The following is a 26,478-nucleotide window of genomic DNA, read 5'->3' on the forward strand; positions in this document are numbered from 1 at the left end:
CCTTGCAAGCGTAGCAGCTGCTAGAAAATCGCCCGCACCGTGTCTTGCTCTCCTCAGCCAGGCAGAGAGGACGGCTTCAACTGTTGCCCTGGGGACAAGGCAGGAAAGCGTCCGCCTGCCTGGGTCAGCTGTGGGCAAGGCAGCAAAGCGATTCCCGTACGGCGCACTAAAATCAACTCCGCTAAATCAGGCCAGAGCCACTCCCCGCCCAGGGGAAGGAAGCGCGATCATGGTCACCCAGCCCCCGACCACACTCACCGTCCTGTCCCGCCGGTCATTGCTCTTGAAAGGGGCAGCCGTCTCAGCCTTCGCGATGATCAGTCCGGCAATGGCGGCGATCCAGACCGATGCCGCACCCTCTTCCGCTGCTGATGCGGTTCGCCCCTTCCGCGCCGATGTACCGCAATCTGCGCTCGACGATCTTCGCCGCCGCCTGGCCGCTACACGCTGGCCGGAACGGGAAACCGTCCCTGATCGTTCCCAGGGCGTGCAGCTCGACAAGCTTCAAGCGCTGGTGCGCCACTGGGAGACTGGCTACGACTGGCGCAAGGCGGAGGCAAAACTCAATGCCTTCCCGCAGTTCCTGACCCACATCGACGGGCTGGACATTCACTTCATCCACGTCCGCTCCCGCAATCCGAACGCCATGCCGCTGATCATGACCCACGGCTGGCCGGGGTCGGTCTTCGAATTGCTCAAGACCATCGGCCCATTGACCGATCCCACGGCGCACGGCGGGAGCCCTGACGACGCGTTCCACCTGGTGTTGCCCTCCATTCCCGGGTTCGGCTTTTCGGCCAAGCCCACAAGCACCGGCTGGAATCCGGACCGCGTTGCCCGCGCCTGGGATTCGCTGATGAAGCGCCTCGGCTACACGCGCTACGTGTCACAAGGGGGCGATTGGGGCGCGATCATCTGTGATGCCATGGGACGCCAGGCACCTGACGGGTTGCTGGGCATCCATGTCAACCGGATCGAACGCTCAACGACCATTCCCCCCGAAGTCGCGAAGGCACTGATGAGCGGCGATCCCCCTCCGGAGGGGCTTGGTGCGGAAGAACGCGAGGTGTTCGACGAGGCGCGTGCCTTCCTCGGCAAGGGTTTCGGCTTCGCGGCGATCATGTCGACGCGTCCGCAAACCCTCGGCTACAGCCTGGCGGACTCGCCGTCCGGTCTGGCCGCCTGGTTCTACGACAAGTATGGCGAGTGGGTATTCACCCGCGGCGAACCGGAGCGCGCCTTCACGCGCGACGAGATGCTGGACAACATCTCGCTCTATTGGCTGACCAACACAGGTACATCCAGCGCACGGATCTACTGGGAAAACAGTAGCAGTAGCGCAAAGCCAGGCCCTATCTCGATACCGGTAGCCGTGACGATATTTCCCGGCGAGGTCTACAAGCCGCCCAGGCATTGGGCCGCCCGCCTGTACACGAACCTCGTGTACTTCAACCGCGTGGACAAGGGTGGGCACTTCGCAGCCTGGGAAGAGCCCGAGCTGTTCAGCGCCGAAGTACGTGCAGCCTTCAAGTCGATGCGGTGACGATTCTGCCTGGAGGTCGCGTTTGCCGTTGCAAGCCTGCCCTGCGGAGGGTGGCCAGCCTACGGGCCCTTCAAGGATTCCAGTGTCCCAGCGATAAGGGCTTCGATTGGCCGGTCCCCTGCCCCGTACTGAAAGACTGCGTCTGGTGCCGGGGTGGTTGGAGCCAGGCAGCAGTAAAAAACTTCTTTGCGCAGAAACTAATGGCCGTGGATTCAATCAATTGATTACACCGTCAATAGCGAACCGTTATGGACACTGCCGACAACCCGACCGACTGATTGGATTGGCGACCTGTACGGCTCTGACCACCCGGGTTTGCCATCCGTGTCGTCCCCTCGTCGAACCCTGATGTCAAACCAGCAGTTACTCCCCACTTTTTGTCCCTCAGAAGCCCAACAATGAAAAACTCAATCATTGCGCCAGCAGCGCTGGCCCTCGTTCTTGCAGGCTGTACCTCCTACTCATCGACTTCCGGCACCGGAAGCACGGAACAATGCAAGGCAACCAGTGAGCAAGAGATCTCGGCGTTGTTTGATCGATGGAATCGCTCTCTGCAAACCGGCGATCCACGCAAGGTAGTCGCCAACTATGCCGAGCGTTCCGTCCTCCTTCCGACCTTATCGAACAAGCCGCGAACGACCCCCTCCGAAAAGGAGGATTACTTCCAGCACTTCCTGGAAAACAAGCCGGTTGGAAAGATCGACTGGAGAATGATCGAGATCGACTGCAATTCGGCAGTTGATGCCGGTCTCTATACCTTCACGTTCGGCGCTTCCGGCCCCCAGGTGAAAGCTCGCTATACATACACCTACAAATGGGACGGGCAGCAGTGGCTGATTACCAGCCATCACTCGTCCGCAATGCCAGAGAAGAACTGAGGCGCCAACGAGGATCGGAATGGCCACCGCTGGCCGATCTGGCAGCCTTGGGTCGACCCCGTCCGGTCGGAACCGACGGCGCCGCCCATGGCTGCCCCGCTAGCGGATGATGAGCCCGCCGCCGTAGGCGAAATCCGAGGGATCGAACCGATCGGTCGTGTCCATCCGAACACCCCGGAGGCTCACTGTTTCCAGGTGAGAAGCGTATAGAGGCTCGGAGAAATAGCTGATCAGGATGGAACGACGTCGTGCGCCGGTCGGGTTCCGACTGCCCGCGTGCACCAGATCGACATCGAACACCAGGATGTCACCAGCGGAGCCGGATAGCTGAACGGAACGGGACTCGTCATTGAAGTCGAATGGCGGCGCTCCCTGCTCGGGACGATGGCTGCCAGGGACGATGCGTGTCGCTCCGTTCCCAGGGCCGTAATCGTCGAAATAAGCCAGGGCGTTCACCATGTCGCCTGGCCGCTGCGCCGACAAGTCGCGGTGCAGCCGCTGATGACCACCATCTGCCAGAGGCTCGCGACCCTCCACCTGCGAGAGGAAGAACCGCTCGCCGATCAACTCACCGACCACTGCCAGCACCTGAGGCAGACGACACACAGCCTGGACCTTCGAGTCGCAGTCCAGCAGCGAATGGCGCCAGTCCATGCCACGCGGCACTGGCCATTGGCTCGATGGTTTCACCCCCGCATCGAACACGGCGCGAAGCTCATCCAGCCACTCTGCCGGAATTGCACGACGAAGCAGCACGTAGCCATCTCGATGGAGTTGCTCGCGGTCAGTCATGGCTCCCTCAATTCCTTTTCACCAATGCGTCCTGAAGAACCGCCCGGGGCCAGACTAGAGCATCAGGTGGTAGCCGGGCCATTGATGCAGAAATGTAGCTTCAATGAGCGGCGCGATCAGCAAGGTCATCCTGATCAGAGCGACTACCCGCGTTCCCGATGGACCCACAGAGCTGATTCAAGGCTTCGTTCACTTGCGGGGTCCATGAAGAACGGTCCCCCTGCTGCCTGCTCATGCCCGTTCGGGCTTTCGCCACCAGTGGCTCGTCGCGATAGGTTACGGGGTTGCCGAAACAGGCGCCGAGCGCCGTTAGCGCCGGGATCACTGCGACATGCAGTTTTTTCATGGCCGCATCTCCTGATGCGAATGCGCCAAGGAGAATCTTGAGCCCGAGGGTACTACCTGAAGTTGGATTCCTTTCCCGATTTCCGAGTGGCCTGCGGCAGACCCGCTCCGGCAGCCATGGCTGCCCGCGACAGCTGCCGCCCTGGTGGTTCCGTCCTCCTTTTGGAGGATGTCCGCCTTTTTGCTCCCGACTACCATTCGCCGGCCAGGAGTCTTGATGCCCTGCCGTGACAGGCTTGGCGAGCCATGATGAAACCCATTGCGCCAGGGCCTGGACGCTTGTGGAGCCTTCCGGATGGGCGGCCTGGCTTTGCGCTGTAACCCGACATAACAACAAGAATTGAGGATGTGGAATATGCGAAAGAGGTCGCTGCTGTTCCTGTTGTGCCTGATTTGCCCGCTGACCTGGGGGGATGGACGAAGCGCCGGGCAGTTGAGTGAAATCATCAGTCGCAGCCAATTGATGTGCGCCAGTGCGATGGTCTATTTCAATCCGGCCGAACGCACACCCGACCCACGAGGTTTGAACGCCACCTACGAGCACCTCAATATGATGGAAACCTACATGGTGCAGTTGGGGCAGCCCGAGCCGTTGGTGCAGCCGCTGCGTGCCATGAAGGAAGTTTTCGACACCCTCGATCGACTGCCCCGGGCCAAACGCGAGCGTTACCCGGAGCTGATCCAGCAACTGCTCGGCCATCAGCGACAGTTGCGGCGGGCAGCCTCCACCGCGTATGCCAGTGCAGGGCCCAATCCGGCCGCCGCCGACCTGTGGGCACAAAGCCAGGCCCTTGCCACGCTGTTGCTGGATTATCAGGTTCGCCTCTACCCGCTGCCGCAGAAAGGCGGCCTGACGCTGACGCCCGCTCAGGCAAAAGAGCTCGACCTGACGATCGAGCAGCGTTTCGAGGCGCTGATGGCGCGCCATGTCGAGCATGCCGAGGTGTTGTCGAAGGCCAGGGCCAGCTACCTGTTCGTACGTCCGCAACTGCAGCAGGTGGCGAGCAGCGGTAGCGCGGGCAGCGGTGGTCCCGAGTTCTATCTCAATCGCGCCTCCATCGATCTGGACGAACTCGCGGTTGCGGTGCCGACACCCTCCCCCTGAATGGGGTATCGCGTCCCCCTCGTCTTGCAGCCGCTGATGCGGCTGCCCCCCCCTGTACCTGAAACCCGTCTCTGAGCAATCGGCCCCTTGGGCGTCTGTCGCGAAATGAAAAGTGCCTGACAGCCAAAGCGAAGTCGGGACCAACCATCATTCCTAGGATCTTGAGCACCGGGCCGGGGCTGCGTCACGCGTCAACGTGACCCAGCACTCCGGTTTCCCTTGACCCGTCCGGGCCGGGACTCCCTGGCCCCCATCCGCAGCGTTGCTATCAGCAGGAATACAGATGCGCAAGAACATGCCGACCACCCAACGGGAGCGCAACATCCCGGCCCACCAGCATCTGACCTCGGTCACCGATTGCAACGGAATCATCACCTACTGCAATGACGAGTTTGTCGCCGTCAGCGGCTTCAGCCGCGAGCAACTGCTCGGCAGCCCGCATAACCTGGTGCGCCACCCGGACATGCCGGCGCAGGTGTTCGAGCACATGTGGGACTACCTCAAGGCTGGCAAGAGCTGGATGGGCATCGTCAAGAACCGCTGCAGCAATGGCGATTTCTACTGGGTCAACGCCTATATCACACCGATACTCGAGGCGGGGCATGTGGTGGGCTACGAGTCGGTGAGGACCCATGCTGATGCCAGGCAGGTGAGTCGCGCCGAGCGCCTCTATGCACGACTCAATAGTGGCCGGGCGGCAAACTCCATGGGAGAAAAGCTGGGCGTAGCCGCGCGCTTCCTGCTGCTGCCACTGCTCGGGGCGCTGCTGGGCGTGACCTTGTACGCCGAGGGGCATGCGGGGTTCGGCATCGCCAGCGTGCTGTTGCTCACCTTCGGGCAAACCCTGGCCACCCTGGGTTTTGTGAAGCGAGCCCTGTCCCGTGTGGCGCAGGCAGCGCCCAAGGCATTCGCCAGTGAACTGGTGGCGCGCACCTATACCGACGACACCGGGGCGGTGGCCAGCCTGCAGTTGGCGCTGATCAGCGAGGGGGCGCGCATTCGTACCGCGCTTTGTCGTCTTGGCGATTTCGCCGACCTGACCGCCAGTCAGGCCTCGCAGAATGGCCAGTTGGTGCAACAAGCCGAGCAGGCCCTGCAAGCGCAACAGGTCGAGGCGGAAATGGCGGCCACCGCCATGCACGAGATGGCGACGTCGATTACCCAGGTATCCAGCCACGTACAGCAGACCGCCCAGGAAGCCCGGCAGGTCAGCCAACTTTCGCTGGAGGGTTCCCGGCAGGCGCAACAGAGCCGCCTGGTAGTGGAGAAGTTGGCACGAACCGTGGACCAGATCAGCACGTCTGTCACAGGGCTGGCCACTGAAGCCGAGTCGATCCAGCAGGCGGCGGACATGATTCGCGCCATCGCCGAACAGACCAACCTGCTGGCCTTGAATGCCGCCATCGAAGCCGCACGCGCCGGCGAACAGGGCCGTGGCTTCGCCGTGGTCGCCGATGAAGTACGTGCCCTGGCGTCCAAGACCCAGGAGTCCACCGAGGCCATCCAGCGCATTATTGCCAACTTGCAGGGCGTGGCCGGTCAGGCCGTGACCATCGCTCAGCAAGGCAGCAGCGAGGCGCGCAGTGGGGTGGATCGGGTGGTCGAGACTGAAGCCGCCCTCGGCGGCATCACCGTAGCGGTCGAGCGCATCCACCGGATGGCCGAACAGATGGCCAGCGCTGCCGGGGAACAAAGCCGGGTGGCCGAAGATATCTCGCGGCAGATCGGCACCATCTCCGAGGCTGCCGAACACAATGCCGCCATCACCTCGCGCTCCTCCCAGTTGGGCAGCGAGCTGGCAACCACCGCGCACTCCCTGCATGCACTGGTCGCGCGCTTCAACGCCTGAGTGCGCCGGGTCATGCGTGGGTACCGGCCTGCATATGATTTGCAGGTGAAGGGTGACGGTTTATCGCTAATGGTGCGGGTTGGCGTCGGGGGGTATCTGGCCAAGCAAACCTTCATGGCTTGTTCGGACACAGGGCCGGATCAACGACGGGCTTCAATTTTTCGAGCGCAATGAAGAACAAGGGCATTACCTGGGATGCCGAGCCTTTCGAAACCTTCATTACGAAACCTCAAGCGTTTGTCGGCGGTAACTGCATGCCCTTCGCTGGCATGAAAGCACCCGACGACCGTCGCAGTCTCGATTGCTACATCTCCAAGCAGCACTGAGATGGTCGAGAATGCCCAATACAACGGGGCCTATCGGCTACATCCCCTGACTGCACGGCCCTCCGGCCCCGAATTCTTCGGCCTTGGCTCCCGGGAATTCCTGTGATTGCCTCCCGGAGTTTTGCAGCCATTCGCAAGCTGCTGCATCCGCCTCTGCGCGCTATGGACTTCCACGCGCAACGGAAGACACCTGGCGCACGACAAGCCATCGTCGTGGCTCACGTCCTTTGGCACATAGTCGACGGCAGCATGGTTCTTCCAGGTCCGCGACCAGCACCGCGAGTCCGCCCCGGCCAGGGGCAGTCTCGCGGACGCCTTCATTCAGTGGATATCGCGATCGCGCACCTTCTACTTCATCGATACAAGGCGGCGCCAATCACGAGGTCAGTGGAGCCAAGTAGTTGGTGATGACCGGTTGCGAGAACTCACACTCAGAGTTCGCGAGGATTACCAGGGGGTCGGACGAATTAAGGCTCAGGTTGCCGTAGTTGTCCGTAGAACCCGCGACCAGGTTTTCACTCAACCTGGCTTCGACGATCGCGTTCGGCTGGTCGTACATCCAGACCTGATTATAGGTGCCGTCTAGACCCACTTGGTTCTGTTGCACGAAGAACTGGGTATAGAACTGTTCCTTCGTGAATGGCCCGGCCCAGTTGGTCGTCACGCCAAAGCCGTCGTTAGAGAACAGGTTGTACACCAAGGTGGTCGGCGGGTAATAGGGGTTGCCCGGGAGAGCCTGCATCCACCATTCGTCGAGTTCGACATAGTCACCCACTTGCAGCGCACCGCTGAACCAGACCGACAGATCGCTATCGCTGCTGGCAATGTACTGCGAGCAATCGCCGCCCGGGGCGGTCACCGACGCGATCGTGCCGTCCCACCATTGCTTGCCCGGCGCCCGGTTGTGATAGGTGCGCGACTGGATTCCGTACAGTTGCGCGGTTATCCGGATCTGCAGATTCTCCCGATAGCTCGCTTCCATATGCTGCGACATTTTCGCCCAGAAGAGGTCACCATTGACGATATCCGGCGGAGTACAGGCCAGTGACCCGAGCGCGATGCTGCGCCCCGAGAGCGGGTCCTTGTAGGGCGATTGCCACAGCTTCTGCAGATCGTCGCCGGTGGCATTCTGCAGCGAGTCGTGCAAATCGGCGACGTAATCGATCGTGGCGTTGGACGCGGCAACCAGCATTTTCTGGTACTGCTCGAGGGAGAACGTACCGCCGCTGCTGTTGGTCGCGTCGATGGCAATCTGTACTCCCGAGGAGACAAGCGCCGCCAAGGTTCCGCCCACCCCAGGAATGGCGTTGAGGCAGGCCTGCACGGCGCCAAACAGGCAGTCGGAGAGAATCTGCATGGTCGGGTCGGCGATCGGTGCGGCGGTAAAATCGATGAAAACCCCGGACGTCAGCGAAGAGGACACGTTTTCGAAATTCTGCAGCGCCTGAGAAGTCTTATGCAGCACCTCGACCACGGTGGCCACGTTGGCAGGGCATGCGTCGGGCATCGGCCCGAGGTCGTAGGCCGGGATGCCGATCAAGCCCCGGTGAGTCGTGCATTCCCAAGTGGGCCAGCCGGCCGCAAAGCCGAGGTTATTGGCCACGCGCATCGCCGCATTGGCCCAGACGGTCGGGTCCTGCAGATTGATGAGTTTGGCCGGCTGCTGAAGCGAGAAGTACAGCTGGGTATTCGGCGCGTCGTAGAACGTCAGCGTCGGATAGTTTGGGGTGAACACGAGGGCACTGAAAAACTCGTCGTCGTCATTCAAGTACGTCGGGATGGCGAGCTGATTCGAACCGTTTTCCTCGAGTTGCGCCCAGCGCATGACCGCCTGTCCGCAGCTTTGAGGACTGGTAGGATCGTATCCGCCCAGGTCGGTGACCGGGATCTTCACCACTTGCAGCTCTGGATGTGGGCGGAAGCAAATGACACCCCAGGTGCCATTGCCGATCTCCCATGTCGGAATCGCGCCGTAAAAGCCTTGTTGGATCGCCCAATTCATAACGGTGGAGACTGCGTACTGACCCATAGGTAGTGTGCTATCGGACGGCGCGCACGGTACCAACTCGCTGATGCTGACGTCTTGCCATTCGGTCAGCGGCGTGGCTATGGGTAAGAGCGGAATCTTCTTCGATTCGGGAAGTGCGGCTTGCAGTACGGTATTCACGATAGTTCTCCTTCGCAAAGTGAGGACAGCAAAAGCCGCCACGGACCCTCATGGCGACCGGAGGATGCGCCAGGTGGCGCGGAACCGTGCATTTGGACGGCATGCACGTGGTGCGTCGTTGCGGCCTTCCATTGCCCCCACTCAGCGACTTGAGCGCTATGGCCGTAACTTCCCACATTCGACGGCAGTGCCTGTACACAGGCGTGCCTACGAGCGGGACTATCAAAGGGACCTGTCGGACGTTCGGAAGTGGAATTCAGGCTCAGCCATGCACGAGCGGTCATGCTTGTCATCGGCGTGCGAGCGGATGCGACGATGGTGTACCGGCCCAGTAAGCCGAAATCCGCTTCGCCCATTCGCGGTCACCGAAACCGTGCCATGGGCTCGTGGGAGCAAATCACCACGAACCCTATTCAGGAACACCAGTGCATTCGCGGAGGGATCGAGGGCGGAGAAGGGGGATGGGCGGTAAAGGTCCAACAGTGTTCGCTTGTCGCTCCCGCTGTAGACCCGCTTGGCGGCAATCGCGTTGGCCAAGTCATGATCGTCCAGCGCGCGCTGGCCTTCAGCTCCATCCATCATTGCGAATGGGCGGGTGAAGCCGTTTTGAAGATCGAACGACGCGATCCGGATAGTCACGGCTCTAGCTCTCCCTGCTAGCGAAGCTCCATGGAAAAAGAATAGCTGCACCTTGGAAGACCAATGATCCGGCACGTCCTGCCTTTCAAGAAATTTGGTGATCATTCATCGGGAATTGATCAGGCACGCCACGGTCTTTGCCGTTACTTCCGCACTTTGCATAAGCCATTTACGGCCTGTCTCCAGACTGGCATATGCAAATCAAAAAGCCGAAGGGCGCTTCGGCAAGCAGGACTTCTGGTCTGTCGTTGAATGTCTGCTTTTAGCCGATTGCTGCCGGTCATGAAGGGCAGCAATCGGCCAAGGGCAGCCATAGGGCAGACCCAGCGCAACAACTATGGTCGGCCGAATCGGCTTGCCACCAATAGCCGCTCGCCGCGCGACTAGGCTCGGGCGCTTGAGGCGCCGCGAGCGTACTTCTTCTGCAGGATCATCGACGCTTCGTTGTAGGCGGCCTGGAAAGCATCACCGCCGACCCAACGGACTGCCGCGTCTTCGTCTTCATCGTGGAAGATTCCGCGATAGACGATCAGCAGGCCCATCATGAAGTCGACGACCGAGTCTTCCTCTTCTTCGGCGACCACCAGTTCCAACACCGGGTACTGCAGGAACACCAGGCACATCGCCAGCAGGCTGATGCCTTCGGCGACTTTCATCGCCTGGAACAGGTCCTCGAAGTCCGCCGGATCGAAGCCGTTCTCTTCGATGTCTTTGAAGTCGAAGGTGCTCAGGTCGATGGCGACATCATCGAATGGCTCGTTGACCAGTGGATTGGCCAGCAGCGGATGGATGACCTTGGCCTTGGCCTTGCCCGAACGGTTCTGCTTGGCCTTGGTTCTGGCCCGCTGGGCGCGTTTTTGCTGTTTATCAGAGGAGGCCATGGAGGCGAGTTCCTTGTTCGATGCAGCCATGTTCATGGCCTGGGGTATTCGGGCACGAATTGTATTCAGTCTTGGCCAGGTTCGTCGGCCCAGGTGGCAGATTTTTCGTGCTCCAGACCTTTGCCTTCGACCCTGGCAAGGCGGCACGACGCGTCGTCCGAGCGATCCGCCCTTGCTACGCAGGAGCGCCGACAGCCCGTACGTCATGGCAGGCTCCAAGGCCGAAGACAAGGGGTATAACTACCAGAGCAAACGGTGGGTCGCCGCCAAAGGCGCCTCCAGATCCGATCGGCGTCTGCGGCGCGGAGCGATGTGATGAGTTCCAGAGCATGGCAACGGGCTCGCAAGAGCCTTCTTGGCTGCATCGAACTGGCCTTGCTGGTCACTCCACTGTGCGCCAGCGCCACGTTCAAGTGCCAAGCCAGGGACGGAACCATCAGCTACAACCGTCAAGCCATCGCCAGCGCCCGCTGCACTGACCTGGATGGCCAGGCGGGCGCCGCTGTCGACACCCGGGCAAAGGCCCAGCCCAGGCACGTGCGGGGCGACAACCCAGGCGAGGTGCGGATTCGGGTGTACACCTTCGTCCACAAGGGTGTTCGTAAGTACGTGAGCCGGCGCCCCGTCGGGATCTCCGCGCGGGTCACGGTCCTTGAGCTCGATTACATCAAGGGCTGCTACCTGTGCAGGGCGCCGAAGGATTTCAAGGTGGCCTCGCTGCGCCTGAACACCCGTTCCTATCGGCGAGAGATCGAAGCCGCTTCGGGTCAGTACGGGGTCGACAGGGCGCTGGTCCGCGCCGTCATACATGCCGAATCGGCGTTTCGCCCCCACGTCATTTCCGTAGCCGGCGCCCAGGGGTTGATGCAGTTGATGCCCGCCACCGCCGAGCGCTTCGCCGTGAACGATCCGTTCGACGCCCGTCAGAACATTCGTGGCGGCGTACGCTACCTTGCCTGGCTGCTCAAGCGCTTCAACGGCAACCAGGTGCTGGCGTTGGCAGGTTACAACGCCGGCGAAGCGTCCGTGGTCCGGTACAAGGGGGTGCCCCCCTACGCCGAGACGCAATCCTACGTCACCCTCGTGCAATCCTTGACTGAACGCTATCGGAACCATCGGTAGTGCCGTACGCCGGCCCCTCCACGGACGCTGAGATCAACCATTGACTCGATCGCGAAACGCGCGTGCGCGGAAGTCACCGTACGCCTCCAAGGGTACCCATGGCCTGTGGTGCATCCAGGCACCGTTCCACAATCAGAAGGTGTACGCGATTCCCGCTTGTAATGTGCGGGGCGCGCCAGGATATGCGTAAAAGTTGAAGGCGCCCTCTTCATACTCCTCATTGAAGAGGTTCTTCAAATCGAGATTGATGCGTACCTGATCGGTGAGTTGGTAAAAGCTCAAAAGGTCAACCACCGAATAGGCCTGCATTTCGTAGGCTGTCGCGGATGTTTGGCCGGCGCGGTCGTCCACGTACCTCACACCCATTCCTAGTCCCAGGCCTTTCGCCGGACCAGCTTGGAACTCATGAACATTCAGCAGGCTGAAGCTATTGCGTGGAATATTCGCGAGGCGGGTACCTGCCTTGAGCGTGTTGTCCTTGCGCACTTCGGCATCAACGAACGCATAGCCACCGGTCACGCGCCATTCGGGGGTAATGTTGCCCGCAATGTTCAGATCGAAACCGCGACTCCGCACCTCACCAGCGGCAGTGCTGAAGGTTGGGTCCACAGGGTCGACGGTCAGAACATGCTGTTTGAGGATGTGATAGACGGCCGCATCGACGCTGAGCTGCTGGTCGAGAGTTTCCCACTTCACCCCCACTTCGTACGCTTTGCCCTCTTCCGGATCAAAGCCATCACCTTGGCGGCTTGCCCCGTTATTGGGCTTGAACGACTTCGAGGCATTGGCATACACGGCAACGCTGTCAGTCAGGTCGTAGATGAGACCCAGTCGTGGAGTCGTTGCATTGTCAGACGCACTCCAGCTGCGACTGCCTGGCAGGAGGTTGTGGTAATCCTGCTCGAAGCGCTCGAAGCGTACACCCGCCAGAATCTTCAATCGCTCGGTAAGGGCGACCTGGTCTTGGACGAAAGCGGCCCAGGTCGTGAGGTTCTCTTTGTCATTCGTGGTGATACGGGTAAGAACCGGGCGCGGCTGACCAAGGACAGGATTAAGGATATCGATGGGATACGCGCTCAGAGCACCACTGGAACGATGAATGATGGACTTGTAGTGGTAGTCCTCATGCTCGATACCAGTCAGCAAGGTGTGGGAAACCCCCAGCGCATCGAAATTGCCAGTCAGATTCAACTGGTAATCACGGTCGTTCCAGTCGAGCTTGCGGTAATTGAAGTTTCGCCCCAAGGTCCGACCGTCGTTCTGCAGGCCGTTCGCCTCCACTGCGTTGCCCTCCAGCATCCCATTCAGATCCTGCACGCCGCCCGCCAACGTCCAGTTCTCGTTCAATGCATGGTCGAAGCGCAACTGAACCATATCGTTGTCGTTGTGCAGCGTGTTGTCGCTGCCCTTCTCCCAGATGTAGGTGTCCCGCGAGGCATTCCCCATCTGGTTGGGAAAACGAGTCAACCCCCGATCGAGCGGATGATCGTTCCGCATGAAGTCCGCTTCGAGAACGAATCGGGTGAAGTCAGTGGCCTGCCAGCTTAAGACCGGCGCTACGTCATAGCGCTCCGTCTCCACATCATCGCGAAAGCTTTCGCCACCCTCCCCCAGGAGATTGAGCCTGTACGTCAACCGCCCCTGCTCATCGAGCGCACCAGTGCTATCCAGCGTGCTGCGGTGCATGCCCTGATCATCGACCTGAGCGCCGATGGTCACCTTGCTTTCGGCTTGTGGTTGCTTGCTGACGACGTTGAAAGTGCCGCCGGGATCTCCACGACCGTAGAGGGTGGACGCCGGGCCACGCAGCACCTCCAAGCGTTCAATAGTGTTGGCGTCGGGAGCGTTTGGATAACCACGGTTGATGGGGAAACCATTGCGATAGAACTCGCCAGTGGTGAAGCCACGGACCGCAAATGTCGTGAGTCCCTGGCCGCCGAAGTTATTGGCACGCCCGACGCCTCCAGCGTAATCCAATGCATCTTGAAGCCGCGTTGCGCCGCTGTCCTCGATTACGTCACGCGTCACGACTGTGACAGATTGTGGGGTTTCGTGAAGCGACGTATCGGTGCGCGTAGCACTAGCTGATCGAATGGCTCGATAGCCCTTGACTGGCCCGACAGCACTGTCTGCGCTGTCCGCATCAATATTCACGGCATCCAATTCAAGGGTCTGGGTGGACTCAAGGTTCACTTGGGCTGCCAGGGCGGCTGGAGTTACGGCATTTAGTACACAGAGAGAAATAAGCGTGCGGCGCATCAACTTCATGGTCCGGAAGTGAATTTAGCAATAGCTGTGCGATTTTATCTCATACGCTAATCACAATCATTCACTAAATGACTCATCGTCCACCTCGAGCGGCTCCCACTTCACATCGCCGGTGGTGGGAATCAAATGGAGAGTCGATTTCCTGCCCTTCGAGCGGGTGTACACGCGCCTGACTCACCAATCAGGCTTTCATCCCCGCCATCGGGGCATTACTGCCCAGCAGGTCCGGTACCCGTTTGAAGTTGCAGGCGAGCACATGCAGGCTCATTTCCGTGCTCACCCGGTCGAGCATCCTGGTGAGGAAATGGGTGGCGGCCATGCAGGCCTTCAACGTGCCGAATGGATGCTCCTCCGCCTCGTGGCGGGTGACCTTGGCGTTGGTCTCGTTGAGCAGGGCGACGTTGACCGCGTCGGTGTCGTCCGCACCGGCCGAGAGGCCAGTGATGCGACGGTCGCCGATGTTGACTTCGCCATTGGCGGTCCCACCCACCAGGTAGGCTTCGTGACCGAGGGTGCTGCCCCCGCAAAAACTGACCCAGATCAATGGCACACAAGATCCTGCATGGGCGGGCGGGGTCCTGACATGAACTGCGAAAAGCCTGTCACCAAATGAATGGTCGCCTGCCCCCTCTCCATCCCTAGATTCCTCCTCGCGGCCTGAGCTGAGGGCCCCGCTCCCCAGCATCTTGCCCGGCCGAAAAACTTCGCCAGAGGAGAACAACAACATGCGCGTAGAACAACTGACTTGCAGTATCGGGGCCGAGATTATCGGCGTGAACCTCGCGGATGCGGCGTACGACGACGGCCTGTTCGCCGAGATCAAGGCGCTGCTGCTCAAGCACAAGGTGCTGTTCCTGCGTGATCAGGACATCAGCCGTGCCGAGCACGTGGCCTTCGCCCGTCGCTTCGGCGAGCTGGAAGACCATCCGGTGGCCGGCAGCGACCCGGAGCATCCGGGCCTGGTGCGCATCTACAAGGACCCTGACCAGCCCAACGACCGCTACGAGAACGCCTGGCACACCGACGCCACCTGGCGCGACGCCCCGCCCATGGGTTGCGTGCTGCGCTGCGTGGAGTGCCCGCCGGTGGGCGGCGACACCATGTGGGCGAACATGGCCCTGGCCTACGAGAAGCTGCCGGAAGATGTGAAAGCGCGCATCGAGGGCCTGCGCGCCCGCCACAGCATCGAGGCGAGCTTCGGTGCGGCCATGCCCGTCGAGAAGCGCCTGGCGCTCAAGGCCATGTACCCGGACGCCGAGCATCCGGTGGTGCGCACCCACCCGGAAACCGGCGAGAAGATTCTCTTCGTCAATGCCTTCGCCACCCACTTCACCAACTTCCATACCCCCGAGCGCGTGCGCTACGGCCAGGACTACAGCATGGGCGGCAGCGACCTGCTGCGCTATCTGGTCAGCCAGGCCTACATCCCCGAGTACCAGGTGCGCTGGCGCTGGAAGAAGAACAGCGTGGCCATCTGGGACAACCGCTCCACCCAGCACTACGCCGTGATGGATTACCCGCCCTGCGTCCGCAAGATGGAGCGCGCCGGGATCATCGGCGACAAGACCTTCTGATCATCGAACCGCACAACAACCACCCGATCACCGATCCCAGGAGTAAGTCATGAACTTCATCGATGGTTCCCTGTTTGTCGAAAACATGGAAAAGCTGGTCATCACTGCTGCCCCTTATGGCCCGGAGTGGCTGCCGGCCGACTTTCCGGAAGACATCCCGGTCAGCATGGACGCACAGATCCAGAAAGCCGTGGACTGCTACAACGCCGGCGCCACCGTGCTGCACGTCCACGTGCGTGAGGAAGATGGCAAGGGCTCCAAGCGCCTGTCCAAGTTCAACGAATTGCTGGCGGGTATCCGCGAAGCCTGCCCGGGGATGATACTGCAGGTCGGCGGCTCGATTTCCTTCGCTCCCGAGAGCGAAGGCGAGGCGGCCAAGTGGCTGTCCGACGACACCCGCCACATGCTGGCCGAGCTGACCCCTACCCCGGACCAGGTGACCATCGCCATCAACACCAACCAGATGAACGTCTGCGAGCAGATGACCGCCGCCGACATTCGCGGCACCTCGCTGGAAGACCCGCTGATGCTCAAGGCCTACCAGGAAATGACCATCCCGGCCGGTCCGGCCTGGGTCGAGGAGCACATTCGCCGCCTTTCGGCCAATGGCATCCAGACGCACTTCCAGTTGGCCAACATCACCCAACTCAACACCGTCGAGCGCATGATGCGCCGTGGCGTGTGCAACGTGCCGCTGATCCTTACCTGGGTAGCGATTGGCGGTGGCTTCGACTCGCCGAATCCGTACGACATGGCCAACTTCGTGCGCGCCTGCCCGGATGGTTCGGTGCTGACGCTGGAGACCAGCATGCGCAATGTGCTGCCGCTGAACATGATGGCCATCGCTCTCGGCCTCCACGTGCGCTGCGGCATCGAAGACAACATCTGGAACCAGCGCCAGACCGCCAAGATGACGACCGTCGAGCAGATCGAGCAACTGGTGCGCATCTCCCGCGAATTCGGCCGTGAAGTGGCCAACGGCGAGGAAGCCCGCAAGATCTACAAGATCGGGACCTTCTACCAGGACGCCGACGAGACCCTGGCCAGGAACGGCTTCGCGCCGAACCGCAAGCCGGGTCAGGTCGGCTTCACGCAGCACACCTGAGGCTTCGATCGGTCGGCAGTGCAACTGGCCGACCATTGCACGCCGCGCGCTGCCGGTAACGGCAGCGCGCGTTGGAGACGCCGAGACAGATTGGCGTCCATGACGCATAGCTGACCGGCAGATTCTGACCGATTGCAGTCATGGGGCGACCGGCTGCGTCCGCCCTGAAGCGGCCGGTGCTGGCAGGCAGGAAGCAGTCAGACATGACTGTCTGGAGTAGGGAATCTGTCCCCTCCTCTGATAACCGGGGCTTGCTTCCGAACCTTGGTCAAGAAGCCATTTGCCGTGGCAATGGCACGTATAAGCGTGGTCAGGCTTCTCCAGCCTATGTGGCTAACCTATTTTGCAAACCACCATCCCCGACAGTTGCATTCCACAGGTGCTTGATCATGTACGGCAACGCGCGACTACATCTGGTGGCTGCACTGACCGCCACCCTTTCCATCGGTGCATTCCATCCATCCCTGTCCACAGCAGCGGTAGCACCATCGGCGTCGACCACCGAGGCCTCCGCCACCCGTCAACCGATGCTCGCGGGCGTCTACCGATTCAGCGTTGGCAAAGTGCACGTCACGGCACTGAGCGACGGTACGCTGCCGCTGGATCTGCATCCTCTGCTCAAAGGTATCAGTCCAAAGCAGATCGATTCGCTACTGCGTGACGGGTTCGCGCGCAACCCGCTGGAAACCTCGATAAATGCCTATGTTGTCGATACCGGCTCACAGCTCGTGCTTGTCGACACGGGCGCCGGCGAGTTGTTCGGCTCCGTTGCCGGCAAGCTGCCCAGGGCCCTGGTAGCCGCCGGTTACCAGCCGGAACAGGTCAGCGACATTCTGCTCACCCACATCCACACCGATCACTCCGGCGGACTGGCGCGCGCTGGCCGGATGATGTTCCCCAATGCGACGGTCCACGTTGGTCAGGCCGATGTCGACTATTTTCTCGACCGCGCCAATCTGGCCAAGGGGCTGGAGCCGCGGCATCTGCAAGAAGCGCTGGACACCGTTGGGCCATACAAGCGTGCCGGCAAGCTCAAGACGTTCTCCAGCAGATCGGAAATTCTCCCGGGCATTACCGCTATCCCCACCCCGGGCCATACCCCCGGTCATAGTTTCTACCGGGTGGAAAGTGAGGGCGAAAGCATCGATTTCTGGGGCGACATCATGCATGTAGGCATCATTCAGTTTCCCCAGCCTGATGTGACCATTACCTTCGACGTCAACCAGGACGCGGCGCGCGCGCAACGCCTGCAGCAGTTCGAGGCGGCCGCGCGCGAGAAACGCTTGTCGGCGGTTGCCCACCTTCCGTTTCCTGGTATCGGCCACATTCGGGAACATGCAGGCAAGTACGAGTGGGTGCCGGCCGAGTATCGCAATCGTGACTGATGCGAGTGGTCTGGTTGTCATGTCCCCCGCCACTTTGCAGCCATCGAGAGACTAGGCAACGCAGGTTCGGCTCTGCTCTCATGCCCGCTACGCAAAGGCCGCGTTAGGGAGTGGGCGATGAACTACACGGATATCGACGGAGCGCTGTTACTGGCGCTCAAGGCTCTGCTCGAGGAGCGCAACGTCACGCGGGCTGCGGCCCGGCTCGGTATCAGCCAACCCGCCTTGTCGGGGCGCCTGGGACGTCTGCGCACTATTCTGGGCGATCCGCTGTTCGTTCCGGCAGCGAATGGCCGAGGCGTGGTCCCCACACCGCGAGCAGAAGCTCTGGAACAGGAGTTGCTGCAGGTTCTGGAAGGGCTCAAGCGGTTGGCCAGCCAGCCTGAACACTTCGACCCCGCCACCACTACTCGCACCTTTGTCGTTGCCTGGTTCGACACACCGGCAGCGGTCCTGGCTCCCGGGCTCTGCGCACGCCTCGCAAGCGAAGCGCCGCATGCCAGGCTGGCCTGCATTCACCCGCCAGGAGATGTATTCGAGCAGCTCGAGAAAGGACAGATCGATCTGCTGGTCACTGTTCCGGATAACCTGCCCGGGGACATCATGCAACGCCCGCTCTGGGAAGATGGTTTCCTGACTGCGCAACGCAAGGGACACCCACGTGGCTCAGGCCCCCTCGATCTCGACAGTTTCTGCGCACTCGAACATCTGATCGTGTCGTCCCAGGGGGGACGCTTCGCTGGTGTGGTGGACGATTCGCTCCTCAGGCTCGGCCGTTCTCGCAGAGTCTCGGCTTCGATTCAGAGTTACCTCCTCGCACCCCTTGTCCTCGCCGCCACCGATGCCTTGTGCACGCTTCCAGCACGTTTCCTCAGGCAGTTCGGGGATAGCCTGGATCTCTTCAGGCCTCCCCTGGAACTCTCGACGCTCCGCCTCGCGCTGGTTTGGCATCCGCGCACTCATAAGGATGCGGGCCACCTATGGTTGCGGCGTCAGCTTTACCTCGCTGCGGAGTTGGAATCGTGACCCACGTGCGCCGTTCAACGCCCACTGGCGAGGACTTGGCTACCTGCCGCTCGTCCATCGAAAACAACAGGCACCCATGACTCCGTCCGGCCAAAGCGCAATGGTCGTCAACGCGATGCGCAGGCGATCACTTCAACAAGCAAGGCCGGATCGGCCAGCTTGGCCTCGCCGCATGCCCGAGCAGGAGCGTGGCCTGTTGGCACCCAGGCATCCCAGACCTCATTCATCGCCGCGAAGTCGCTCATGTTGGCAAGCCAGATCGTCACTTGAAGCAGTTTTTCGCGCGATGAGCCGGCTTCCTCGAGCAACATATCGATCTGCGCCAAGGCGTCGCGGGTCTGCTCAGTGATGTCGTGGTGCGGCTCGCCGACCTGCCCGGCCAGGTACACGGTGTTGCCGTGAGTGACGATCTGGCTCATGCGTGCGCTGGTGCGTGCGCGCTCGATTCTTTCCATAGCGGTTCTCCCGTGGGGTGCGGTTCAAAAGCGTTGCACTGAAAAACTGTCAAGCCAGCGCGGGGCATTGCCTGCGACACACTCCGCCACCAATTGGCCGGTTGCCCCAGCCAGCGTGAGGCCAAGGTGCTGATGGCCGAAGGCGTAGATCAGCCGAGGTTCGTTGGGCGAAGGGCCGATGACGGGCAACGAATCCGGAAGGGACGGCCGAAAGCCCAACCATCTGCGCGCAACCGGCGCCGTCAGCCCCAGGACGCGACGTGCATGGCGTTCCAAATAGTCGAAGCGTGCGGGATTGGCCGGGTCCTTGATCGAACCCAGCTCCACCGTACCCGCTACACGCAGGCGACCCGCCATAGGCGTCATGTAGAAAGCGCTTTCCACCGGGCAGCACGGACGATCGAGCAAGGCTTCCGGCAGGTCGAACTCGATGTGGTAGCCCCGTTCCGTATCCAGCGGGATGCGGTCGCCGACCTGTTGCGCCAGCGCGGCGGACCAGGCACCGCCACAGACCACGACACGGTCAGCGCGATAGGTCGCGCCTTCGGCACAGGTCAGGTAAAGCCCGGCTGCCTGGCGCTGGATATCAATGACGGTCGCCGCCTGCAACGCACCCTCGGCGACCAGGGGCGCCGCCAATGCTTCGATGAAGGCTCGCGGGTCATCCATGTGCGATGAGTCGGGGAACAGGAGACCAGCCACTGCCCTGCCGGCGAGGTTCGGCTCCAGTTGGTCCACCTCGGCGGCACTCAGCTCTTGCTGGGCGATACCCAGGGAGCGCCGCAGCTCGATAGCCGCTTGGGCGCCGGCGAAGCTTGCCTCGGAGCCATAGAGGTAGAGGCAACCGTTGTGACGCAGGTGCTGGTTCGCTTGGGGACTGTCCTCCAGCAGCGGCGCATATCCGCTATAGGTTCGCTGGAGAATCCAGGCCAGCGCCTGAGTGTTGGACTCGCAGCGCGAAACACGGCATTCATTGAGAAATCGCAACAGCCAGGGCATCAACCGGGGCAGCCGCTTCCAGTTGATGACAAAGGGAGAACCCGGCGAAAACAACAGCGACGGGATGGCCTTCAGCAATGAAGGCTGGGCGATCGGCATCACGCCGTAAGGCGCCAGGGTACCGGCATTACCGTAGGAAGCCCCCGATGCCACGCCCTCACGCTCGAGCAGCAGCACCTGGTAGCCCTGGCGGCGCAACCACAGCGCGGTGGCCACGCCGACGACGCCCGCGCCGATAACTGCAACTTCACAATGAATCGGTTGTGTCATGTCCTCAGATCCGGTTGTGCATGTAGAGGTGCCCCTGGCGCGCCAGTTGGCTGATTTCCTTGAGGGCCTTGACCAGTTGCTCCCGCGACAGCGCAGCCGAGATATTGATGCGCACCGCCTGCGGGGAAAGTTCAGGGCGAAGGGTGAACGCGCCGCCTGCGAGCAGGACCACGCCGCGGTCCTGGCAAAGACGGGCGAAGCGCGACCCGGTCCAGGGCTCCGGAAGAATCAGCCAGGCATGGGTGCCGGTGGCGCTGTGCTGGAACTCCAGACCTTCCAGGTGGGCGGCCAGCAACGCTTGGCGGCTGCGCAGCTCTTCGCGCTGTTCGGCGACCAATTGCTCGGCGTGACCGTCTTCGATCAGGCGAGTGGCGATCAGCGCGGTGAAGGGTGACGTGCTCCAGCAATCAATGCGCTGCATGGCGGCGATGTCCTGCACCAACGCTAGCGGCGCCACGACGAAGCCCATGCGCAACCCCGGCGCAATGCATTTGGACAGGGCGGACACGTAGATGGTCCGTTCCGGCAGCATTGAAGCAATGGGCGGCGGCGACTGGTCCAGCAAGGGCCGGTAGACGTCATCCTCGATGACCAGCAGGTTGGTCTCGCGGATCACCGCTGCCAGTTCCTCGCGGCGCTCGGTGTCCAGGGTGATGGCGGTCGGGTTGTGAATCGACGGCACCAGGAACAGCAGTCGCGGCTGATGTTCGGTACAAGCTTCGCGCAACGCATCCGGACACATACCCCGCGCATCGGAGTCGACCCCGACCAGGATCAGCCCCAGGGATCGGCAGAGCGCATTGATGCCCTGGTAGGTGACGCTGTCGGCCAGGATGACGTCGCCGCTGCTGGTCAGGCTTCGCAACGTGCTGGCAATGCCGTGCTGCGCCCCTTCGACGATCAGTACCTGGCGTGCTTCGGCCTGCACCCCGGTGTGGCGCAGCCATTGCGCCGCGGCTTCCCGCGCCCAGAGCGGGCCTTCAGAAGGGTGGTAGTCCTTCATGTCGACGAAGCGCGAATCGCTGGATAAACGCGGCAGCAATTGCGCGAGCACCCGGTTGAAGCCATCGGTGGCGGGACGGTTGACACTCAGGTCGACCGTTCCTGGGTCATTGCTGGGTGCCGACTGGAACTGCGCCGCCGGGTGCCGCGGCTGGGCGACTTGCGTCCCCCGCCCCGGCCGGCTTTCCACCAAGCCTTTCTGCTGCAGCACAGCCATCGCCTTGGTAATGGTCGTGATGTTGAGCTCCAGCGCGCTGGCGAACTCACGGTGCGGTGGCAGTCGGTCGCCCGGCTTGAGCTTGCCGCTGCGAATCGCTTCAGACAGCGCGTCTGCCAGTTGGGCGTAAAGGGTTTCCGCCGAGTCCCGGTGCAATCCCGCATTGGCCTTCAGCTCGCCCAGCAGTTGTTCGAATTGACTCATGGTGCTCCCTTGGTTGTCATGCCACAGGCGAGACAAATAGCAAACTTGTATTGCTTTTTATCCGATACAGAGGCGATTGACAAGCTAAAATGTGGTGGTTAGTGTGGAGTTGTAATGCTTGTCATGCATCACAATAAAAATAGCTTCAGCCTCAACGGACACGCACATGACTCTCGTACCCAGCAATCCGGGCACGCCCCTGGCAAACCCGTCGCACCGCAGCCCCAGCGCCTTGAAAGGCGCCACAGGATACCCGGTGTGCAGCGTCCCCCGCGTTATTTCCAACTCGGCTTCATCCTGCCTTTCCACTTTGAATGTCATGGCGGAGGCCATCCAATGAACGACACCCGACAATCTCCTGGCAAGGCTGGTGAGCAACGCCTCAGCGGCGCTCTGCGCCAACGTCACATCACGATGATTTCCCTTGGCGGGATCATTGGTGCAGGACTCTTCGTCGGCAGCAGCGCCACCATTCAGGCCATTGGTCCGGCGGCATTCCTCAGTTATCTCGCCGCTGGCATCGTCGTGATGCTGGTGATGCGCATGCTCGGCGAAATGGCAGTGGCGCTGCCCGGCGTCGGCTCCTTCACCGAATACGCCCGCATCGGCCTGGGCAACTGGGTCGGATTCACCAGCGGATGGTTGTACTGGTACTTCTGGGTGATTGTCGTCGCGGTGGAGGCCGTGGTCGGTGCCAACATCCTCGAGCAGTGGATTCCGCTGCCGGCGTGGACGATAGGCCTGGCCCTGCTGGCGATCATGACCGCCATCAACTGTCTGTCCGTGAAGTCCTATGGTGAGTTCGAATACTGGTTCGCGTCGCTGAAGGTCTTCGCGATCATCGTCTTCATCGGTGTGGCGGGAGCCTACCTCTTCGGTTTTGCCCCCAGCACCAGTGCGCTGCTCGGCAATCTGGTGAACGATCGCGGTTTCATGCCCTTCGGCGTGAGCGCGATCCTGGCAGGCGTGCCGACAGTGATCTTCGCCGTAGGCGGTGCCGAGATCGCCACCATTGCTGCAGCCGAGTCGGACGATCCCTCGAAGAACGTCGCGAACATGACCCGCTCGGTAATCTTTCGCGTGATCACCTTCTACGTCGGCTCGATCTTCCTGATCGTCTGCGTGGTGCCCTGGGGTCAGATCGTGGCCGGGCACTCGCCGTTCGTGGCGGCACTGGACGTCATGCGCATCCCCGGCGCGTCGATGATCATGGAAGCCGTGGTCCTGGTGGCCGTGCTCTCGGCACTGAACTCCGGACTCTACGTGTCTTCACGGATTCTCTTCGGCCTCAGCCAACGCGGTGACGCACCGGCCGGGCTGTCCACCCTGACCGGGCGCAAAGTGCCGCGAGCGGCCGTGTTGCTGAGCAGCGTGATCGGCTACATCGCCATCATGGCAGCGATCATTTCGCCCCAGGGCGTGTTCCTCTTCCTGGTGAACGCATCCGGCGCCGTGATGCTCTTCGTGTACCTGGCGGTCGCCCTGGCGCAAATCCGCGTGCGCCGCCGCATCGAAGCCACGGAACCAGCGCGGCTGACCCTCCGCATGTGGCTGTTCCCCTGGCTTTCCTATGCTGTGGTTGCGGTGATTGCCGGTGTCCTTGCCGCCATGGCCTTCCAGGAATCCCTGCGCACGCAATTCCTGGCCAGCCTGGTGAGTCTTGCCGTGGTGTCTGGCTGCTATCTGTTGCTCAAACGTCGGCGCGCGGAGGGCGACAAGCCTCTCGCCCGTGCCAACGCCAACCTGGCTGGCATGACCCCACGGTCCTGACGCCCCGGGAAGGTTGGGCCAGGGATGGCCTCGTGTTGTACGGCTGTATCAGTCTCCACAACCATTCGCACACAGGTGATCTATGTCCGACTTCAAATTCGACGCACGGGGTATTTCGCGGCGCAACCTGCTCAAGGCCACGGGTTACGGCTCGATGGCTGTACTGCTCGGCAGCGCCATGGGACGTCTTCCCGCCATCCAGGCGGCCGACAAGCCGATCAAGACCATTCGCCCCGGCTACCTGACGGCAGCCTGCCTGGGTGACATGCCCCTTGGCGCAGTGCGCGACGGGCAGCCGATCGGCACCGACCTCGAACTCCTGAAACTCATCGCCGATCGCCTCGAACTCAAGCTCGACGTCCTGACCATGGGCTTCCCCGCCGTGATCGAAGCCGTCCGGTCCGGGCGTGCCGACTGGTTCGGTGGCAACTTCGCGTGGAATCCCATGCGCTCGAAAATCCTGCTGCTGACAGATGCCGTGTTCTACACCGGCGCCTACGTGATCATGCGCGAGGACGAGCCGTTCAAGGACAGCCTCACCATCGCAGACCTGAAGGGCCGGACCCTGGGCAGCAACACCGGCTACTTCATCATCCCGGACATGAAACGGGTCGAAGGCGTTAAGGAGGTGAAGCTCTACGACAGCACCGACGCCTGCCTGCGCGACGTACGCGCCGGGCGCCTGGACTTCGCCGTCCTGGATGCGCCGACAATCGACTACATGATCCTCCAGGACCCCAGCCTCAAGCTGAAGCAGGTACCGATCCAGTTCGACGAGAAGTTCCCCAGCCTGACCGCCAAGTTCGAGGCGATCTGGGGCATCCATCCGCAGAACCAGGAGCTGTTCGATGCCGTGAACCAGGGGCTGCGCTGGTTGAAGAGCACCGACCAGATCCGCCCGGTCCTCGCCAAGTACGGCATCAAGAACCCCGATTACCTCGTGCCCCTGCCCAAGGACCAGCGCATCGGCGTGGACCGGGACGAGAAAGGCAACCTGATCGGGCCCTTCGAGCACCCCATGCGTGATTTCAGCCAGGCCTTCTCTTGAGATCTGGCTGCTGACCGCACTCGTCACTTCAACCACGGGAAATGCTCATGGCTGAATCCACTCCGCTGGTACGAATCGAAGGGCTGCACAAGTCCTATGGCCACCTGGACGTCCTCAAAGGCATCGACCTCAATGTGCAACAGGGCCAGAAAATCTCCCTTATCGGGCCCAGCGGGTCCGGCAAGACCACCCTGCTCCGCTGCATCAACTACCTGGAGGAGCCAACCCGGGGCAGCATCTACATCGACAATGAACTGATCGGCCAGCGCCAGGTGGGCACCCGCAAGGTGCCCATGGGCGACAAGGACCTGGCACGGATGCGCGCCGAAATCGGCATGGTGTTCCAGCGCTTCAACCTGTTCCCCCACCTCAGCGTGCTGGAAAACATCATCCTGGGGCCGCTCAAGGTCCAGCAACGGGACCGCGCCGAGGCCATCGAACAGGCCGAAGACCTGCTGAAGAAGGTGGGCATGTTGGCCAAACGGGACGCCTACCCGGACCAGCTCTCCGGCGGGCAGCAGCAACGCATCGCCATCGCCCGCGCGCTGGCGATGCGGCCCAAGCTGATGCTCTTCGACGAAGCCACCTCGGCACTCGATCCGGAGCTGGTGGGTGAAGTCCTCGCGGTCATGCGCAAGCTCGCCGAAGAAGGCATGACCATGATCATCGTGACCCACGAAATGCGCTTCGCCGAAAGCGTCTCCGACCAGGTGATCTTCATGGCTGATGGCAACATCGTCGAACAGGGCCCACCCCAACAGATATTCCGCGACAGCCAGGTCGAACGGACCCGCGCGTTCATCTGCGCCGTGAAGGAGCACTGATCGATGCTGGAAGTCAGTGGACTCGAAAGAACGCTCGAACTGTTGCCCTACTTCCTCGAGGTACTTGGCATCGGCGCCCTGACGACCATAGGTCTGACGGGGGCCGCATTCGTGGTCGCCGCCGTCCTCGGTTTCTGCCTGGCCCTGATGCGACTGTCCCGCAACCCCGCCCTCGGCCTGATTGCCAGCCTGTACCTGGAGGTATTCCGCAACATCCCCATCCTGACGCAGCTGTTCATCCTCTACTTTGGCCTGACCTACATCGGCATAACGCTGCCCGCCATCGGTGCCGCAATCATCGGCTTCGGCCTGAACGGTGCGGCGATCCTCTCGGAGGTGTTTCGCTCCAGCATTCTCACCATCGACCGTGGCCAGAGTGAAGCCGCATTCTCCATCGGCATGACGCGCCGTATGGCGCTGCGCAACATCGTGCTGCCCCAGGCGTTCAAGGTGGCGATTCCGGGGATGGCCAACTTCGCCATCGGCCTGCTCAAGGACACGTCGCTGGCCTCGGCGGCGGCCGTACCGGAACTCACCTTCAAGGCGCGGATGCTGGTCAGCGAGACCTACCAGACCAACACCATCTACTTCCTGCTGGCCATCATCTATCTGGTGCTGAGCCTGGCGCTCTCCCACTGGGCGGCTCGCACCGAACGGCACCTCAGCATCGCCAAGGAGAGCTGA

At 61.6% G+C, this 26,478-nt stretch carries 23 protein-coding genes and 1 pseudogene; 13 read left to right on the top strand and 11 right to left on the bottom strand.

Annotation, left to right across the window (positions count from 1 at the left end; all coding sequences use genetic code 11):
• The first annotated feature begins 229 nt into the window (after window positions 1-229).
• Together FXN65_RS14595 and FXN65_RS14600 are read left to right on the top strand one after the other, a co-directional pair.
• The gene (locus FXN65_RS14595; RefSeq protein WP_151133870.1) at window positions 230-1,543 is read left to right on the top strand and encodes an epoxide hydrolase family protein; all 1,314 of its coding nucleotides are present in this window, start codon (window positions 230-232) and stop codon (window positions 1,541-1,543) included.
• 398 nt (window positions 1,544-1,941) lie between these two features.
• Window positions 1,942-2,421: an SgcJ/EcaC family oxidoreductase gene (locus FXN65_RS14600; protein WP_151133871.1), complete on the top strand. Its 480-nt coding sequence runs from the start codon at window positions 1,942-1,944 to the stop codon at window positions 2,419-2,421.
• A gap of 99 nt (window positions 2,422-2,520) precedes the next feature.
• Here FXN65_RS14600 and FXN65_RS14605 read toward each other — a convergent pair whose 3' ends face one another.
• Window positions 2,521-3,213, bottom strand: coding sequence for a phytanoyl-CoA dioxygenase family protein (locus FXN65_RS14605; RefSeq protein ID WP_151133872.1), 693 nt, complete (start codon window positions 3,211-3,213; stop codon window positions 2,521-2,523).
• A 100-nt stretch (window positions 3,214-3,313) separates the two neighbouring features.
• Complete coding sequence (locus FXN65_RS14610) at window positions 3,314-3,559, bottom strand: hypothetical protein (RefSeq protein ID WP_151133873.1); 246 nt, start codon at window positions 3,557-3,559, stop codon at window positions 3,314-3,316.
• Between the two features lie 354 nt (window positions 3,560-3,913).
• Between FXN65_RS14610 and FXN65_RS14615 the strand changes: the two genes are divergently transcribed.
• Window positions 3,914-4,663 carry a hypothetical protein gene (locus tag FXN65_RS14615; protein WP_151133874.1) on the top strand — a complete coding sequence of 250 codons (750 nt, stop codon included), beginning with the start codon at window positions 3,914-3,916 and terminating at the stop codon, window positions 4,661-4,663.
• A gap of 283 nt (window positions 4,664-4,946) precedes the next feature.
• Window positions 4,947-6,512 (top strand): methyl-accepting chemotaxis protein, encoded by a 1,566-nt coding sequence (locus tag FXN65_RS14620; protein ID WP_151133875.1) that lies wholly within the window; start codon window positions 4,947-4,949, stop codon window positions 6,510-6,512.
• A 702-nt stretch (window positions 6,513-7,214) separates the two neighbouring features.
• Here the strand turns inward: FXN65_RS14620 and FXN65_RS14625 are convergent.
• The 3 genes from FXN65_RS14625 to FXN65_RS14635 form a co-directional block, all read right to left on the bottom strand.
• Window positions 7,215-9,005, bottom strand: coding sequence for a hypothetical protein (locus FXN65_RS14625; RefSeq protein ID WP_151133876.1), 1,791 nt, complete (start codon window positions 9,003-9,005; stop codon window positions 7,215-7,217).
• Window positions 9,006-9,227: 222 nt separating this feature from the next.
• Window positions 9,228-9,644: a hypothetical protein gene (locus FXN65_RS14630; protein WP_151133877.1), complete on the bottom strand. Its 417-nt coding sequence runs from the start codon at window positions 9,642-9,644 to the stop codon at window positions 9,228-9,230.
• A 383-nt stretch (window positions 9,645-10,027) separates the two neighbouring features.
• The gene (locus FXN65_RS14635) at window positions 10,028-10,525 is read right to left on the bottom strand and encodes a hypothetical protein (RefSeq protein ID WP_151138832.1); all 498 of its coding nucleotides are present in this window, start codon (window positions 10,523-10,525) and stop codon (window positions 10,028-10,030) included.
• A 315-nt stretch (window positions 10,526-10,840) separates the two neighbouring features.
• Between FXN65_RS14635 and FXN65_RS14640 the strand changes: the two genes are divergently transcribed.
• Window positions 10,841-11,647: a lytic transglycosylase domain-containing protein gene (locus tag FXN65_RS14640; protein WP_151133878.1), complete on the top strand. Its 807-nt coding sequence runs from the start codon at window positions 10,841-10,843 to the stop codon at window positions 11,645-11,647.
• A gap of 132 nt (window positions 11,648-11,779) precedes the next feature.
• Here the strand turns inward: FXN65_RS14640 and FXN65_RS14645 are convergent, their stop codons facing one another.
• Together FXN65_RS14645 and FXN65_RS14650 are read right to left on the bottom strand one after the other, a co-directional pair.
• The gene (locus FXN65_RS14645) at window positions 11,780-13,906 is read right to left on the bottom strand and encodes a TonB-dependent siderophore receptor (RefSeq protein ID WP_151133879.1); all 2,127 of its coding nucleotides are present in this window, start codon (window positions 13,904-13,906) and stop codon (window positions 11,780-11,782) included.
• 190 nt (window positions 13,907-14,096) lie between these two features.
• A pseudogene (locus tag FXN65_RS14650) lies at window positions 14,097-14,279 on the bottom strand (IS5/IS1182 family transposase); the annotation flags it as partial.
• A gap of 361 nt (window positions 14,280-14,640) precedes the next feature.
• On the opposite strand from FXN65_RS14650, the gene FXN65_RS14655 reads away from it, so the two are divergent.
• From FXN65_RS14655 to FXN65_RS14670, 4 genes are all read left to right on the top strand, one after another.
• On the top strand, window positions 14,641-15,489 hold the full coding sequence (locus FXN65_RS14655; protein WP_151133880.1) for a TauD/TfdA dioxygenase family protein: 849 nt from the start codon (window positions 14,641-14,643) through the stop codon (window positions 15,487-15,489).
• A 49-nt stretch (window positions 15,490-15,538) separates the two neighbouring features.
• A complete protein-coding gene (locus FXN65_RS14660; protein ID WP_151133881.1) occupies window positions 15,539-16,594 on the top strand; it encodes a BKACE family enzyme in 1,056 nt (351 codons plus the stop codon).
• Between the two features lie 389 nt (window positions 16,595-16,983).
• Entirely contained in the window at window positions 16,984-17,979 is a 996-nt protein-coding gene (locus FXN65_RS14665; protein ID WP_151133882.1) for an MBL fold metallo-hydrolase, read from the top strand.
• 117 nt (window positions 17,980-18,096) lie between these two features.
• Window positions 18,097-19,005, top strand: a complete 909-nt coding sequence (locus FXN65_RS14670) for a LysR family transcriptional regulator (RefSeq protein WP_151133883.1) — start codon at window positions 18,097-18,099, stop codon at window positions 19,003-19,005.
• Window positions 19,006-19,112: 107 nt separating this feature from the next.
• On the opposite strand, the gene FXN65_RS14675 is transcribed toward FXN65_RS14670, so the two are convergent.
• The 4 genes from FXN65_RS14675 to FXN65_RS14690 form a co-directional block, all read right to left on the bottom strand.
• The gene (locus FXN65_RS14675; RefSeq protein WP_151133884.1) at window positions 19,113-19,460 is read right to left on the bottom strand and encodes a RidA family protein; all 348 of its coding nucleotides are present in this window, start codon (window positions 19,458-19,460) and stop codon (window positions 19,113-19,115) included.
• A 24-nt stretch (window positions 19,461-19,484) separates the two neighbouring features.
• A complete protein-coding gene (locus FXN65_RS14680; protein ID WP_151133885.1) occupies window positions 19,485-20,729 on the bottom strand; it encodes an NAD(P)/FAD-dependent oxidoreductase in 1,245 nt (414 codons plus the stop codon).
• A 4-nt stretch (window positions 20,730-20,733) separates the two neighbouring features.
• Window positions 20,734-22,152 (bottom strand): aminotransferase-like domain-containing protein, encoded by a 1,419-nt coding sequence (locus tag FXN65_RS14685; protein WP_151133886.1) that lies wholly within the window; start codon window positions 22,150-22,152, stop codon window positions 20,734-20,736.
• An 84-nt stretch (window positions 22,153-22,236) separates the two neighbouring features.
• Window positions 22,237-22,473 (bottom strand): hypothetical protein, encoded by a 237-nt coding sequence (locus FXN65_RS14690; RefSeq protein WP_151133887.1) that lies wholly within the window; start codon window positions 22,471-22,473, stop codon window positions 22,237-22,239.
• A gap of 15 nt (window positions 22,474-22,488) precedes the next feature.
• Here FXN65_RS14690 and FXN65_RS14695 point away from each other — a divergent pair, with 15 nt between their 5' ends.
• The 4 genes from FXN65_RS14695 (at window position 22,489) to FXN65_RS14710 (ending at window position 26,478) form a co-directional block, all read left to right on the top strand.
• A complete protein-coding gene (locus FXN65_RS14695) occupies window positions 22,489-23,922 on the top strand; it encodes an amino acid permease (RefSeq protein WP_151133888.1) in 1,434 nt (477 codons plus the stop codon).
• Window positions 23,923-24,004: 82 nt separating this feature from the next.
• Entirely contained in the window at window positions 24,005-24,970 is a 966-nt protein-coding gene (locus tag FXN65_RS14700; protein ID WP_151133889.1) for an ABC transporter substrate-binding protein, read from the top strand.
• Window positions 24,971-25,017: 47 nt separating this feature from the next.
• Window positions 25,018-25,794 (top strand): amino acid ABC transporter ATP-binding protein, encoded by a 777-nt coding sequence (locus FXN65_RS14705; RefSeq protein WP_151133890.1) that lies wholly within the window; start codon window positions 25,018-25,020, stop codon window positions 25,792-25,794.
• A 3-nt stretch (window positions 25,795-25,797) separates the two neighbouring features.
• On the top strand, window positions 25,798-26,478 hold the full coding sequence (locus FXN65_RS14710; protein WP_151133891.1) for an amino acid ABC transporter permease: 681 nt from the start codon (window positions 25,798-25,800) through the stop codon (window positions 26,476-26,478).

This window comes from Pseudomonas lalkuanensis, assembly GCF_008807375.1.
GTDB lineage: Bacteria > Pseudomonadota > Gammaproteobacteria > Pseudomonadales > Pseudomonadaceae > Metapseudomonas > Metapseudomonas lalkuanensis.

What these genes read in the sequence shown, in the direction of transcription:
- FXN65_RS14690 (WP_151133887.1), bottom strand. Translation starts at nt 22,473, where the DNA reads ATGACATTCAAAGTGGAAAGGCAGGATGAAGCCGAGTTGGAAATAACG.
- FXN65_RS14675 (WP_151133884.1), bottom strand. Translation starts at nt 19,460, where the DNA reads ATGGAAAGAATCGAGCGCGCACGCACCAGCGCACGCATGAGCCAGATC.
- FXN65_RS14645 (WP_151133879.1), bottom strand. Translation starts at nt 13,906, where the DNA reads ATGCGCCGCACGCTTATTTCTCTCTGTGTACTAAATGCCGTAACTCCA.
- FXN65_RS14660 (WP_151133881.1), top strand. Translation starts at nt 15,539, where the DNA reads ATGAACTTCATCGATGGTTCCCTGTTTGTCGAAAACATGGAAAAGCTG.
- FXN65_RS14620 (WP_151133875.1), top strand. Translation starts at nt 4,947, where the DNA reads ATGCGCAAGAACATGCCGACCACCCAACGGGAGCGCAACATCCCGGCC.
- FXN65_RS14705 (WP_151133890.1), top strand. Translation starts at nt 25,018, where the DNA reads ATGGCTGAATCCACTCCGCTGGTACGAATCGAAGGGCTGCACAAGTCC.
- FXN65_RS14680 (WP_151133885.1), bottom strand. Translation starts at nt 20,729, where the DNA reads ATGACACAACCGATTCATTGTGAAGTTGCAGTTATCGGCGCGGGCGTC.
- FXN65_RS14695 (WP_151133888.1), top strand. Translation starts at nt 22,489, where the DNA reads ATGAACGACACCCGACAATCTCCTGGCAAGGCTGGTGAGCAACGCCTC.
- FXN65_RS14605 (WP_151133872.1), bottom strand. Translation starts at nt 3,213, where the DNA reads ATGACTGACCGCGAGCAACTCCATCGAGATGGCTACGTGCTGCTTCGT.
- FXN65_RS14615 (WP_151133874.1), top strand. Translation starts at nt 3,914, where the DNA reads ATGCGAAAGAGGTCGCTGCTGTTCCTGTTGTGCCTGATTTGCCCGCTG.
- FXN65_RS14710 (WP_151133891.1), top strand. Translation starts at nt 25,798, where the DNA reads ATGCTGGAAGTCAGTGGACTCGAAAGAACGCTCGAACTGTTGCCCTAC.
- FXN65_RS14635 (WP_151138832.1), bottom strand. Translation starts at nt 10,525, where the DNA reads ATGGCCTCCTCTGATAAACAGCAAAAACGCGCCCAGCGGGCCAGAACC.
- FXN65_RS14700 (WP_151133889.1), top strand. Translation starts at nt 24,005, where the DNA reads ATGTCCGACTTCAAATTCGACGCACGGGGTATTTCGCGGCGCAACCTG.
- FXN65_RS14600 (WP_151133871.1), top strand. Translation starts at nt 1,942, where the DNA reads ATGAAAAACTCAATCATTGCGCCAGCAGCGCTGGCCCTCGTTCTTGCA.
- FXN65_RS14665 (WP_151133882.1), top strand. Translation starts at nt 16,984, where the DNA reads ATGTACGGCAACGCGCGACTACATCTGGTGGCTGCACTGACCGCCACC.
- FXN65_RS14595 (WP_151133870.1), top strand. Translation starts at nt 230, where the DNA reads ATGGTCACCCAGCCCCCGACCACACTCACCGTCCTGTCCCGCCGGTCA.
- FXN65_RS14640 (WP_151133878.1), top strand. Translation starts at nt 10,841, where the DNA reads ATGAGTTCCAGAGCATGGCAACGGGCTCGCAAGAGCCTTCTTGGCTGC.
- FXN65_RS14610 (WP_151133873.1), bottom strand. Translation starts at nt 3,559, where the DNA reads ATGAAAAAACTGCATGTCGCAGTGATCCCGGCGCTAACGGCGCTCGGC.
- FXN65_RS14655 (WP_151133880.1), top strand. Translation starts at nt 14,641, where the DNA reads ATGCGCGTAGAACAACTGACTTGCAGTATCGGGGCCGAGATTATCGGC.
- FXN65_RS14685 (WP_151133886.1), bottom strand. Translation starts at nt 22,152, where the DNA reads ATGAGTCAATTCGAACAACTGCTGGGCGAGCTGAAGGCCAATGCGGGA.
- FXN65_RS14670 (WP_151133883.1), top strand. Translation starts at nt 18,097, where the DNA reads ATGAACTACACGGATATCGACGGAGCGCTGTTACTGGCGCTCAAGGCT.